The following is a 13,875-nucleotide window of genomic DNA, read 5'->3' as shown; positions in this document are numbered from 1 at the left end:
CCTTTAGTCTTTCTTTTTAACTTCTTCCCAATCGCTTAAGTCCGGAAGTTTATTGCTTGCTATAGATTCTTGGATCCAGTAATTAATGGAGGTTAAGTTGCTAGATTCCCGTTTAAAGCCATATACGATGTCATCTTCTACGTCGTCTTCTATAGTGATATAGAGAGAAATATGTAAGTTTTTACCTTTTCCGCGCTCGATGAAGTAGCTAATACCCGGATCGTCGAGGTTAGATGGGCGAACCGCAATGATATCGTACTTGCCATTGGCTACGCCTTCTAAGGCATCCTTAATCATTTGATTGGAAAGTTCATATTGATTGAGGTAGAAGATATCGTTGTCACAAGTTAATACATATTCTCTAGGAGGCGTAGTATTTTTGTACTGTTTCTCCCAGCTTTCATCAATCACAGGCAATGTAGCATTATCATAGAAGTCTTTAATTAAAGCGAGACCTGCAGGAATGGACATTTCTTTAAAGTATCTTATTTCATATACCCTAGGATCCACGTTTTCATCTAGTTCGCTAGGCTCCTCAATGTAGCCGTATAGATAGATAGTACAAGAGTTTTTGTCTTCATTGTGGAACATAACGATACTGTACACATCGTAAATGATGTTTTCTATGGATTGACGATTATCATAGATGATAAAGCTGAGATATTTTTGTGTATCCCATTCCCGTTGAATGAAATTCCAGTCGTATTTATTCGTGCGCCAACCAGTAGTAGAATTCTCGAAGATTTCTAATACATCGACAGAGTTTTGCGGCCATGCAGGTGGCATAGGGTTACATGTTGTAGAAGATTGCGTTATCCCTTCTTTGTACTGATAATGTCCATCAACGAGTTCAAAGGCCTCTAATCGCTCAGAGGCTTCGTCAGGAATTGCCAACGGCTCACCAGTACCTAACCAATTATCGTTTCTTGTGTTGAGACGTTTGATGCTTTCACGAGCATGCTCGTAGAACGTAACGGCTTGGTCTAAATCAGGTTCTTTTGTAATGGCACCAATTTCGTAGCAATAGCCGGCGGCCAGTTGCCATAGATGGTCCGCATAGTCATAACTACCGTATCTATCGAAACATTTGCTAGCCTGATTGACGCACTCTATGGCGGTTCTTATAGCAGGGGTATTACCTTTTTTGAAAGTAAATACATAAGCGAGATACGGCCAAATAGCATCGAGCGTGTAAATAGCTGGTTGTTGCAATAAGTGAGCGATGCGAGACCAGTCTTGAGACTGACCATCGATATTCAAGGTGCGAAGAATGATGGCTTGCATGGTAGCATAAGCGTGGTCGTTAAAGTCTAAATAATCTGGGCTTATAGCAGCACGCTCATAGTATTTGAGGGCCTTTTGAATATTCTGAGGAATTCTTTTGTTAGACTCACATGGTTTTGCATAGTACTCGGCAGCTTCACGCAAACACATGCCATTATTCATGGCCGCACCACGCTCAAAATATTCGAGAGCTCGTTCATGCTCCCCGCGAGACTTACAAATATCGCCTGCTAAATACATCATGAGTGGCAAACCTGCTTTGGCACCTTCAAAAATGACTTGTTCTTCCATTGCCCTATTATCTTGCTCTACATAGGTAATGCGCAAGTTTCGGTATGCAATAACAAGGCCTGCATCGGCAGATTTACGCAACCATTGTTGAGCAATAGCATTTATTTTATTGGTCGATCTACGTTGATCTGCTTGTACAAATAAGCTTTTTAAGAAACGGACAAAGGTAGATGGTTCACCTTCGTTAGCCACCTTTCGAGCCGATGGTAAGATGTGGTAATCCCCCCATTGGTATACATTGGCAATGGCGTAGGCACAGTAGGAACAACCCTTTTGGGCGCCCTCATAGACGCGCTGGAATGCTTGGTCCTTCGTCATAGGCAACTCTTTTTCAATAGTTGGTGTAAGGGCACCAGAGGTACGCATAGCTTGTAAAATAGCGATGGCACTGCCTTTGCGAATAGCCGTATGTAAATAACTATACGCCTTTGTGTCATCCTCAGGGAAGCCTGCTTCAATCCACGTGAACTGAGGTCCAGAATAGACGCGCGCCAAAATAGCGTACACATCGCCGATACCTGGAATCTTTTGACCTTCCTCGTCCAATTTCACAAGGGCATCAAGCTCAGCCTTGCCCGCCCAAGCAATATCTTTATTACATTGATGGAATATTTTATTGAAAGACTGCTGTATTTGATCAGTAAAATAAAAACTCATTCTCTCTCCTCCGCATAATAATCAGTAGAAGCTGACAACATATGTAATTTCAGTATACTATTAGTGTTTAGAGGAAAACAATATAAATATTCTGAATTTGCTAAGGTGAATAGGGATATATTATTTAATCACAAGTAGCGATATTATATGGTTGATGAATCTAAGGATAAGGTGAAAGTTAAGATTTTCCTTGACTTTCATTCTATAGAAACATTATAATCAGATTATAATTTTATACTCGCCTAAAGAAACCGATGAGGTGGAGATAAAAATAGGAAATGCACTCACAGAGAGCGGGATTAGCTGAGAACCCGTAGTACGCAGCTTATTAAATGGACCACCGAGGGCGCATGGAAAAGAATGAATTTCATTCCTAGTATGGTGCGACGTCACACGAGCGTTAGTCGTGAGGGATATGTTAGTATCCTGCGAAAGGGGAATGCGTTGCATTCAAACAAGGTGGTACCGCGATTTATAGCATAATACAAGTATTTTCTAATACTCTTGTAAAAATAGAACTATAGACTCGTCCTTGACGTTACATTGTCATGGGCGAGTTTTTTTATTGGCAAATGCCAGATGGAGGTTCTCATGATTTTCCCTAGTCTTGACCGTGTGAAAGCTATCGCACCGGGCTACGATATCGTGCCTGTATATATGGAAATTTTATCCGACGTACGCACACCGATTAGCGTGTTGAAAGCGTTAAAACAAGTGAGCAGTCATACGTACTTGCTTGAAAGTGCGGATAATAGTAATCATTGGGGTCGTTACTCCTTCTTGGGCTATGATCCTAAGATCGAGCTATTCTGCAAAAACCATAAAATGACTATTAAAGACGGTACAACACGTACCTTTGAGTGCTCTAATCCAGCCGCAGAAATTCGTAATATTTTGAGCCAATATAAAAGTCCTCGTTTAGAAGAGTTACCAACCTTCACAGGTGGCTTTGTAGGCTACTTTGCTTGTGAATACATCCGCTATATCGAGCCAACATTGGATTTCCCAACGCCAGATGATAACTCTGTGATGGTAAACGATGTAGACCTTATGCTCTTTGATAAGGTAATCGCTTTTGATCACTATAAAAATAAAATTTACTTAATCGCTAACATCAGCACAAATGATTTAGAACGCAACTACAACAAGGCTGAGCTTGAATTGAAAACTCTTGCTGATCTCGTTGTAAACGGCAAAGAGGCGGATGTGCCAAAAGGCGTGCTTAAAACAGAGTTTACCTCTGAGTTTACAAAGGACGAGTTTGAAGCAGTTGTTAAAAAGACACAGCACTACATCAAGGAAGGGGATATCTTCCAATGTGTTGTATCTAACCGCCGCGAAGCCGAGTTTGAAGGCAGTTTGTTAAACGCATACCGCGTATTGCGTACGTTGAACCCATCTCCATACATGTTCTACCTATCTGGTGGCGATGTAGAGCTCACAGGGGCATCTCCAGAAACCTTGGTGAAACTGACAGACGGTAAAATGTACACATTCCCAATTGCAGGTACGATGCGTCGCGGTAAAAACGAAGCAGAGGACCTTGCTATTGAAGAAAAACTTATTAATGACGAAAAAGAATTGGCTGAACATAATATGCTTGTTGACCTTGGTCGTAACGATTTAGGTAAAATCTCTAAATTTGGGACTGTGAAAGTAGAGGCGTTACATATGTTGCAACGTTTCTCCCATGTCATCCATATTACATCTACTGTAAGCGGCGACATGCAAGACGGCAAAGATGCACTCGATGCTATCGGGGCTACACTGCCAGCAGGCACCTTGTCTGGGGCTCCTAAGATTCGTGCTATCGAAATTCTACACGAACTTGAAAAAAGCCCGCGCGGCGTATACGGCGGCGCCGTAGGTTACATCGACTTCTCCGGTAACATGGACGTATGTATCGGCATCCGCATGGCTATGAATAAAGGTGGTAAGGTCTATGTTCGCGCTGGCGCAGGCATCGTTCGAGATAGCGTTCCTGAAAGCGAGTTTAATGAAACCTTGATCAAAGGCCAATCCATGATTTCCGCAATTACAGATGCACAGGAGGTAGAATAATGGTACTCCTTATAGATAATTACGATAGCTTTTCCTTTAATTTATATCAATTAGTAGGCTCTATCGATCCAGATATTAAAGTCATCCGTAGCGATGAATTAACAGTTGAAGAAATTCGTGCTTTGAAACCAGACTATGTGATACTTTCACCAGGCCCTGGCAGACCAGCTGATGCGGGCGTATACGAAGACCTATTGCGCGAATGCAAAGGTGAATTCCCAATTCTCGGCGTATGCCTTGGTCACCAAGCCATCGGTGAAGTATTCGGTGGCACCGTATCTTACGCAAAACAAGTGATGCACGGTAAACAAAGCGTAGCCAAACAAGTACACCCATCCAAAATCCTTAAAGGCGTACCAGAACAATTTGAAGTGGCACGCTACCACTCCTTGGCGATTGTAGACGAAACAATCCCAAGCGAACTCATCGTTACATCCGTTACAGACGACGGCGAAGTAATGAGCGTAGAACACAAAGACTACCCAATCTACGGCGTACAATTCCATCCGGAATCCATCATGACACCGAACGGGGAACAAATGATTCGCAATTTCTTAGAAAAATAATCACTGTTGTGTATTCGATGGGCTATTTATAAGTCCTTGAACGATAGGGCAGAAATAAGATCTCTCGGAACTCCAAGTGGACAATGCCCCACTACGTGGGGCCGCCAAGTCGTTCCTTAAGACCTTATTTCCTGCCAACTCAATCTTGGCAGTACCTATAATAGCCCCTCTACAATACATATCGTAAACTATAGCCATACTTTCCTAAAGAAATATGCGAATCAGAACCTCTAATATAGAAAGAGGTGGTGCAAAGCACCACTATTCCCACCACCCTATAAAGAAATGACCTGTGCGTTACTCCATATAATGCGCAGGATCATTTAAGAGATATTAAATTGTTGTTCATTTTATTGTGCGTGTGACAGTGAGTAGGGCATATAAAAGATTAAGTGTTCTAGTGTTTATGTGAGTTCACGGGGTTCTAGGCCCGACTTTGGCCCTGCGAAGGCCGCAGGCCGTAGTCAGACCCGGCCAGTGGAGGGCATAGGTCCACGTGAATCACATGTAGCATTAAAGTAGGTATATGCCCTATTAACGTTGAACCAAAGAAAATGAACAACAAGTAAGGAGCTATAAAATGATTAAAGACGCATTATATGCAGTAACGCATGGTCAAGATTTATCCTACGACCTTGCTAAAGATACAATGAACAAGATTATGAGCGGCGATGTAGCCGAGGTTCCTATGGCTGGTTTCTTGTGTGCTCTTGCAGCGAAGGGCCCTACTGTAGATGAGGTTACGGCGTTTGCTGAGGTTATGCGCGAAAAGGCCGGTTCTGTTTCTCACGAAGGCACTGTTATAGAAATCGTAGGTACTGGCGGTGATGAAGCTAATACATTCAACATTTCTACCACATCTGGTTTTATCATTTCTGCAGCAGGTATTCCTGTAGCGAAACATGGTAACCGCAGTGTATCTAGTAAATGTGGCGCTGCAGATTTGATTGAAGCGTTGGGCGCTAAATTAGAGCTTAACGGCGAGCAAAACGAAGCGGTTCTTAACAAAGCCAATATGTGCTTTATGTTTGCTCCTGTATATCACCAAGCCATGAAGTATGCTGGCCCTGTACGTAAGGCGTTGGGTGTTCGTACGGTGTTTAACATCCTTGGCCCTTTGGCAAATCCAGCAGGTGCTACTGTGGAGTTGATGGGTGTGTACGATAAATCTCTGGTAGAACCGTTGGCTCGCGTATTGGCTAATCTTGGTGTTAAACGCGGTGCCGTGGTACATGGCTTCGACGGCCTTGATGAGATTACGGCTACCAATAAAACGTACGTATGTGAAATTAATAATGGGACGTTCACAAACTACGAATTCGATCCTAAGGAATATGGTTTCGAATACGCTGATAAAACTGAGCTTGAAGGTGGCGATGCTACGGTAAATGCTGAGATTACACGTCGCGTTCTCGGTGGTGAGCAAGGTGGTAAACGCACAGCAGTTCTTCTCAATGCTGGCATGGCGATTTACCTTGCGAAAGACGGCATTACATTGGCAGAGGGTATCGAAGAGGCGAAACATATAATCGACTCTGGCAAGGCGCTTGCGACAATGGAACAGTTTGTGAAAGCAACCCAAGAGGTATGACCATTGATTTTAGATAAGATTATAGAGGCGACCAAAATTCGGGTAGCCCAAGAAAAACAGGTGGAATTTCCAGAGTCTGTGAAAGCAGTGGCTTTAGCATTACCATCTGATACAGGATTTCCTTTTGAAGCGGCCCTTCGTCAGCAAGATTTCAATTTCATTTGTGAAGTGAAAAAGGCATCTCCATCAAAAGGCATCATCGCTGAGCACTTCCCATATTTAGACATCGCCAAAGAATATGAAGTGGCTGGTGCTGCGGCTATCTCTGTTTTGACGGAGCCAGATTTCTTTAAGGGTGATAAAAAATATTTGCAAGAAATTGCAAGCACCGTAAAAATTCCTGTGCTTCGTAAAGACTTTATCATCGATGAATACCAAATCTACCAAGCAAAGGTATGGGGCGCTAGTGCAATCCTATTAATCTGTGCATGCCTCGATGTGCCTACGCTGACAAAGTTCCGTGAGTTAGCTGATTCTCTTGGCTTATCCTCTTTGGTAGAGGCCCATGACGAAGCAGAAGTGCAAATGGCCATCGATTGCGGTGCCCGCATTATTGGAGTTAACAATCGTAACCTCAAGGACTTCACTGTAGATGTACAAAATAGTGTGCGCTTGCGCAATCTCGTTGAAGACGATGTAATCTTTGTATCTGAAAGTGGCCTTGAAACGCCGGAGGATATTCAAGTATTGCGCGATAACAATATCGGTGTAGCCTTGATGGGTGAAACCTTCATGCGTTCTCCTAATAAGGTTGAAAAATTAGCCTATCTTTATGGACCGACATACTATACACCTAAGATTAAGATGTGCGGTATCTCTAAGGTGGAGACTATCCCTGCTGTAGTAGAGGCAAAGCCTGATTATATGGGCCTTGTATTTGCACCAAGCAAACGTCAAGTCACTGTTGACCAAGCAAAAACCTTAGTTGAAGAACTACATAAACAGTACGCAAATCGATATAACAGAAACGCAGAACAATACAGTAATGATGTAGTACAAGATGGAACAATAATTAACGCATTGCAAGAAGAAACAGCAACTGGTGATGCGCATGAAGGGACACTGACTAGTACAGAAAATATAAGTCCGACACTTATACATCAAGAATTTATTAAAACGGTAGGCATTTTTGTCAATGAAACGCTAGATAATCTCGTTACGATTGCCACAGAAGTAAATCTTGATGCGGTGCAATTGCATGGCGATGAAGATGAAGCTTTCATCCAATCCTTAAAAGGACGTACTAATGTAGAGGTTTGGAAGGCTGTTCAAATCCGTAGCGCTGCAGATGCAGAGGCGTGGATCGATAGCAGTGCGGATATGCTATTATTTGATGCGTACCACAAAGACGAGCGCGGAGGTACGGGGGAAGTGTTCGATTGGTCTTGCTTAGACGAGTTTGAACGACCATTTATGCTGGCTGGTGGTATCGATAGCACCAATGTGGCGCGTGCCATTCGTACGGTTCGACCGTACGGCATCGATATCAGTAGCGGCATTGAAACAGAAGGCGTGAAGGACGATGAGAAGATAAAAGCTTTCACTAACATTGTGAGAACAATAGCAATGCCATAGTATGGCGTGCTAGCAGGAATGGTATATAGAAAGGTAAGTTATATGAGTGAACAAAGACATGGCTATTTTGGCTCCTTTGGTGGCCAATTTATGCCAGAAACATTGATGAATGCAGTCATCGAATTGGAAGAGGCGTACAACAAGTACAAAGATGATCCTGATTTCGTACGCGAACTTGAGGATTTACATAAAAAATATACAGGTCGCCCATCCCTTTTATACTATGCAGAACGTATGACAAAGGATCTTGGGGGTGCCAAAATCTATTTAAAACGGGAAGACTTGAACCATACGGGTTCCCACAAGTTGAATAATGTAATCGGTCAAATGTTATTGGCAAAACGGATGGGTAAAACACGCGTTATTGCTGAAACCGGCGCAGGTCAACACGGCGTGGCAACGGCTACTATCGCTGCATTGATGGGCATGGAATGCGAAGTATACATGGGTGCAGAGGACTGTGAACGTCAGGCGCTTAACGTATATCGTATGGAATTGCTAGGCGCTAAGGTGCATCCAGTAACAACAGGGACTAGTACATTGAAAGATGCGGTTTCCGAAGCGTTGCGCGAATGGACAAACCGCATGTCCGATACGCACTATGTATTGGGCTCCGTTATGGGTGCTCATCCATTCCCTATGATCGTTCGTGATTTCCAATCTATTATCAGTCGTGAAGCGCGTGAACAAATCCTCGAAGCAGAAGGCAAATTGCCAACAGCTGTTATGGCTTGCGTAGGCGGTGGCTCCAATGCGATGGGCATGTTCTATCACTTCATTCCAGATGAAGGGGTTCGTCTCATCGGTTGTGAAGCAGCAGGTCGCGGCATCGATACAGAGGAACATGCAGCAACAATCGCGAAGGGGTCTGTTGGTATTTTCCACGGTATGAAATCTTACTTCTGCCAAGATGAAGATGGCCAAATTGCTCCAGTATATTCTATTTCTGCAGGTCTTGATTACCCTGGCATCGGTCCTGAACATGCGTACTTGCACGATAGCGGGCGTGCTGAATATGTGCCTGTTACAGATGACGAAGCAGTAGATGCCTTTGAATATTTATCTCGCTTGGAAGGTATTATTCCTGCGATTGAAAGTGCTCATGCGGTGGCACATGCACGTAAAATTGCTCCTACTATGAGCAAGGACGACATCATTATTATTTGTTTATCTGGTCGCGGTGACAAAGACGTAGCGGCTATGGCGAAATATAGAGGGGTGGATCTTCATGAGTAACATTAAAGACGCTTTCACAAAGGGCAAGGCATTCATCCCGTTCATTAGTGCTGGTGACCACGGTATTGAAAATACAGAACGTTATATTCGCATTATGGTGAAAGCCGGTGCAGACATGGTGGAAATCGGTATTCCTTTCTCCGATCCCACAGCGGAAGGCCCAGTTATCCAAGAAGCAAGTACACGCGCATTATCTACAGGCGTAAAAATCAATGATATCTTCGATATGGTGCGTCGTCTGCGTACAGGTGATGATGCGGTGACTATACCGCTCGTATTCATGACCTATTTGAATCCTATTTATGTATTTGGTCGTGAAAAATTCTTTACCCTCTGTGAAGAGGTGGGAATCTCTGGTGTTATCGTACCAGACATGCCATTTGAAGAAAAAGGCGAGCTCGCTAGTGTGGCTCATAAGCATGGTGTTGAAGTTGTATCCTTAATTGCGCCAACATCTGAAAACCGCATCGAAATGATCGCGAAAGACGCAGAAGGCTTTGTATACTGTGTATCCTCACTTGGCGTTACAGGCATGCGCAGTGAAATCAAGACGGATATTAAATCCATTGTTGAAATGATTCGCAAATATACGGATATCCCGGTAGCTGTTGGTTTTGGTATCTCTAAGCCAGAACAAGCGGAAGCTATGGCGCGCGTATCCGACGGTGCTATCGTAGGCTCTGCCATCGTTAAAATCGTGGCAGAACACGGTGAACATGCGGATCAAGCGTTGTTTGATTACGTACAATCCATGAAACAAGCTGTTCTAAAGGCTGGCGCATAACATAATAACTCATATAGCCTTGGGAAAAATTATATAGGGGATAACACAAAAGGACGTTATACAATGTATAACGTCCTTTTCATTGGTTGGTTAATTTAGTTTTGTGTTTTTAGGGCTAGTAATATGTATTATGCGCAAGGCTTAGTCATTAGAGGATTCAGAACGTTGGTGTCGTTCGCTGCGTTTTGCTGTTGTATTTTTATCATGCTTTTCACGTTCAGATATTCTATACTTTCTGTGCTTTTTCTTTTTATCATTTACTTTGTACCATGGATGATCGCTGCTATCTACTGTGCCATCATCATTTTTTACCATGCGATGGTTTTCACCGATTTTGAAGTGATAATCTTTGGCTTGGGATACATTGGCACTAATACCAACTGTTAAGAAGACACCTAAACTGGCCAAGGCTACTGCTTTAATTAATTTAGCTTTCATAATTATCTCCTGCATAATTAATTGCACGAATTTTAGTTGTAAGAAATATGTCTGTAGTATAGGTAGATTTCATGAACAAAAAATGAATCAACTAAGTTGATAAATCATAGTATAATAGGAATATCTATATATGTTTATTATTTAATATTATCTAAGATTATAGTAGGAGCTTTATGAAACAGAGAGTATACGAAATCCTCTATCGTGAGCTAGTGGAAAACTATGCGAACAGTAAGGGACGTACCAATACAGCCGATTTTTGGCTCACCATAAGTGCTATATCCTTTGTATATGGCTTAATTATATGTATTACAGGTCTTGCAACCTACATACCGTATGGATTTCTTTATGCTGTCTCTATCGGTGGCGGCGTATTATTTGTATTGTCCATCCTGTTATGCTTGCCGAAGATTATGTTAATGGCAAGACGGTTACGAGATTCTAATAATGATCCAACGTTGATGATTTTACTATTGGTTCCTATTTTAGGCTGGCTTGCATTATTGTATCTATTCTGTAAGCGCACATCGCCTGTATCTAATGAATTAGAGGAAAAACGTTCCGTTTCGGGCCTCTTTATTGTGTCCATATTAGTATTAGGATGCCTAGCCACTAGTGCAGGTAGTACAATGATTAATCATAATTTTATGGTAGAAGAGACTGCTTATGGCAATTTGGAACCTAGTTCGTTAACGAAACAAGCAAATCGTCTTTTACAAAGTGAAACGGCTACAACAGAGGGGCGTACTGTGGTAAGTAATTATTATGAAGTCCTCAACAAAAAGGATTATCATGGTGCATATCGTTATTTGAGTGCTCGTGCTATGGAGCGATATGGTACCTTTGAACTATGGGAACAAGCCATGACTAAGGAAGAGGTTCCTAAGGTGAAAGCGATACAGCTTGACTATGTTTCCCAAGACCAAGATGATGATATTGTTGTAAACTATATGGGCTTTACCATTACCTTTGAAGATAATCTAGAGCCCGTATTAGTTCGTTTGCATAATGAAGGCAAAGGCTGGGGCATTGTTGCTATTGAAGCCGCGGAGGAGGATTAGGTTATGTCAACCATAAATATATATGATTTGAATTATACCGATGCCTTCAAATTAGGCATTAGAAACTATGCTAATTTTAATGGTCGTGCTAGTCGTAGTGAATATTGGCGATTCGTGGCAGGCGTTACGTTGATACAAGGATTACTTGGGATTTTGGCTTTACTATGTAGTAACTTGGGCTTTCCTAATTATGAAGCGCTTATCGATAATGTTACTGTAGGGGTATCCCTTTTCTTTATAGTTCCCAATATAGCTATCACAACACGGCGTATGCATGATATTGGCCGGAGTGGTTGGACGCAGTTAATCTCATTTATTCCTGTTATAGGCTTCTTTATATTCCTCGTTTACGAATTGCGTCGTGGCGATGAAAGAGAGAATTCATATGGTGAAAGAACCGGCTATACACCTATTACTCCTGAGGTTAGCAAGGCTACAGGACTAGAAGAAACTCCATCCCGTCATCAAGATTGGGCGATGGGGATTGCCATCTTTATTATCCAATCTATTATTATTGCTGATATCATTAGAGAGATATTATGGTATGGTATTAATGGGAATGGATACATGTAATAGATACCTGTATTTATTAACAATCTCATTATTTTATTTTATAAAAGTTTAACATCTCCTTTATAGACAATATAACACTTTGTAGTAAAATGAATTTAAGATGAATTCAAAAATATAGATATTAATAAATAAAAAATATCTAAGTTGTTATATGTGTTAAGTACAGCAGGACCTCGTAATCTTTGCTGATTCCTGTTTGTAGCTAGAAGGAGTTTATTATGAAATCTTGTCCCTATTGTGGACATGCAGTGTTGAAAACAGATTGTTACTGCCCAGAATGTGGGCATGTTAGTAGACCACAAATCTCGTTAGATAAATACAATCTAGGCTTGATTGAAAACTTTAAACAATGTTTGGTTTATAAATATGCTGATTTTGATGGTCGTGCAAGTCGTAGTGAATATTGGCATTTCTTGTTAGTCTATCAATTGTTGTTTGTGGCCATTCTATTTACTTGTGCTTTTTTGAGCTATATTAGCCCACTGTCTAGTGTAGTAGGCGTAGGTTTTGGCTTGGTCATTCTTGTTCTTTTGTCCGTGATTATGGTTATTCCTGGCGTGGCCGTTTCAGTACGACGCTTACACGATCAAGGCCGATCAGGCGGACTTGTATTTATTGGATTCATCCCGGCGGTAGGGACCATTATTCTGTTGATCCTTATGGCTCTACCTGGTGAAAGCCAATCAAATCGCTTTGGTTCCCCTACAGGTCAAGTGGTTGTAACAAAACAAATGGCCCGTGAATTAGGTCTTATTGATACTACGCCATCTATGGGACTAACTGCAGGACTATTCTGCGCTATCTTTGTGCTTTGGTTCTTGGTAGATAAACTACTTATGACTAGTGCGATGTAGGCTATGATGTATCCTATAATGAAATATAATGCATAGGTTATTCTCAAAACATATAGACATTGATTTTCAAAATCGTCAACAGTAATGATATAATATTTTCAAGTAGAATTTATTTGTTATTGCTGGTATCTTCAATGTATTAAGTGCCCTTGTAATGGATACTGCGCTAGCAAGTGTTGTAGGGCTTATTTCTGTAGTATATAATCTAGCAATTTTATTACCTTCCATTGGTCTTGCTGCTCGTCGTCTACATGACATTGGTAAAAGTGGTTGGATGCTTTTGATTAGCCTGATTCCATTTGGTATTATCTATGTTATTTATCTACTTGCTCAAAAGGGTGATGAAGGTGATAATCAATACGGATCTCCAATGAGCTATGAAGTTGTCACTGCTGAAGAAGCTGCTCGCACTGGTCTTAAAGAAACTCCAACTGATGACATGGATCGTAAATTCATGTACGTGTGCATTGCAATTATTATTCTTGAATTAATTCTCATGAGTGCAATCTAATAATTGTATCTACAATAAAGCCTACATAAGTAGGCTTTTTCTTTTGCTTAATGGGGAAAAAAGTTTTGTTAAACTTAGAAATAAAGTATTTGACAATTCTCCCTCGTGAGTCCTATAATTATCTATTATATGAATATTGCGTTGAAAAAGACGGCATGTCTCAGACGGATTTAGTAGAGACCAAACTCATGGGCTGAAAGGTTTGGAAATCTAGAGATGTGCGGATCACTTTGGAGCAAGCGGCAACGCCGCCGGTGAACACCGTTATATGTCTAAGTGGCTTTCACAATATGAGAGATGAGTTGCGTCTTATGTGTTACAATCATGTGCTAGCATGGTGTGACAATCGCAGAAATGCGGTGGCGTTAGCTTTCACAAGTAACGAGAGTCAGT

General features: G+C 41.6%; 12 protein-coding genes. 10 read left to right on the top strand and 2 right to left on the bottom strand.

Annotation, left to right across the window (positions count from 1 at the left end):
* Nucleotides 1–3 precede the first annotated feature (3 nt).
* A complete protein-coding gene (locus HMPREF0874_RS08595; protein WP_008603172.1) occupies nt 4–2,232 on the bottom strand; it encodes an SEL1-like repeat protein in 2,229 nt (742 codons plus the stop codon).
* Between the two features lie 591 nt (nt 2,233–2,823).
* Here HMPREF0874_RS08595 and HMPREF0874_RS08590 point away from each other — a divergent pair.
* From HMPREF0874_RS08590 to trpA, 6 genes are all read left to right on the top strand, one after another.
* Entirely contained in the window at nt 2,824–4,293 is a 1,470-nt protein-coding gene (locus HMPREF0874_RS08590; protein WP_008603170.1) for an anthranilate synthase component I, read from the top strand.
* The gene (locus HMPREF0874_RS08585; RefSeq protein ID WP_008603169.1) at nt 4,293–4,859 is read left to right on the top strand and encodes an aminodeoxychorismate/anthranilate synthase component II; all 567 of its coding nucleotides are present in this window, start codon (nt 4,293–4,295) and stop codon (nt 4,857–4,859) included. Before HMPREF0874_RS08590 ends, HMPREF0874_RS08585 begins: the two co-directional genes overlap by 1 nt.
* A gap of 580 nt (nt 4,860–5,439) precedes the next feature.
* Complete coding sequence (gene trpD / locus HMPREF0874_RS08575) at nt 5,440–6,450, top strand: anthranilate phosphoribosyltransferase (RefSeq protein WP_008603168.1); 1,011 nt, start codon at nt 5,440–5,442, stop codon at nt 6,448–6,450.
* A 3-nt stretch (nt 6,451–6,453) separates the two neighbouring features.
* Entirely contained in the window at nt 6,454–8,025 is a 1,572-nt protein-coding gene (trpC, locus tag HMPREF0874_RS08570) for an indole-3-glycerol phosphate synthase TrpC (protein ID WP_008603166.1), read from the top strand.
* Between the two features lie 42 nt (nt 8,026–8,067).
* Entirely contained in the window at nt 8,068–9,261 is a 1,194-nt protein-coding gene (gene trpB / locus HMPREF0874_RS08565; protein WP_008603164.1) for a tryptophan synthase subunit beta, read from the top strand.
* Nucleotides 9,254–10,045, top strand: coding sequence for a tryptophan synthase subunit alpha (gene trpA / locus HMPREF0874_RS08560; protein ID WP_008603162.1), 792 nt, complete (start codon nt 9,254–9,256; stop codon nt 10,043–10,045). Before trpB ends, trpA begins: the two co-directional genes overlap by 8 nt.
* Before the next feature lie 141 nt (nt 10,046–10,186).
* On the opposite strand, the gene HMPREF0874_RS08555 is transcribed toward trpA, so the two are convergent.
* Complete coding sequence (locus HMPREF0874_RS08555; protein WP_038125750.1) at nt 10,187–10,483, bottom strand: hypothetical protein; 297 nt, start codon at nt 10,481–10,483, stop codon at nt 10,187–10,189.
* Between the two features lie 173 nt (nt 10,484–10,656).
* Between HMPREF0874_RS08555 and HMPREF0874_RS08550 the strand changes: the two genes are divergently transcribed.
* From HMPREF0874_RS08550 to HMPREF0874_RS08535, 4 genes are all read left to right on the top strand, one after another.
* The gene (locus tag HMPREF0874_RS08550) at nt 10,657–11,544 is read left to right on the top strand and encodes a DUF805 domain-containing protein (RefSeq protein WP_008603159.1); all 888 of its coding nucleotides are present in this window, start codon (nt 10,657–10,659) and stop codon (nt 11,542–11,544) included.
* A 3-nt stretch (nt 11,545–11,547) separates the two neighbouring features.
* Nucleotides 11,548–12,117 (top strand): DUF805 domain-containing protein, encoded by a 570-nt coding sequence (locus HMPREF0874_RS08545; RefSeq protein ID WP_008603157.1) that lies wholly within the window; start codon nt 11,548–11,550, stop codon nt 12,115–12,117.
* 218 nt (nt 12,118–12,335) lie between these two features.
* A complete protein-coding gene (locus HMPREF0874_RS08540; RefSeq protein ID WP_038125751.1) occupies nt 12,336–12,971 on the top strand; it encodes a DUF805 domain-containing protein in 636 nt (211 codons plus the stop codon).
* A 118-nt stretch (nt 12,972–13,089) separates the two neighbouring features.
* Entirely contained in the window at nt 13,090–13,482 is a 393-nt protein-coding gene (locus tag HMPREF0874_RS08535) for a DUF805 domain-containing protein (protein ID WP_287533393.1), read from the top strand.
* Nucleotides 13,483–13,875 lie beyond the last annotated feature (393 nt).

The sequence above is a fragment of the Veillonella sp. 6_1_27 genome (assembly GCF_000163735.1).
GTDB classification, from domain to species: domain Bacteria; phylum Bacillota; class Negativicutes; order Veillonellales; family Veillonellaceae; genus Veillonella; species Veillonella parvula_A.
This window is presented reverse-complemented; position numbering and strand designations above follow the sequence as displayed.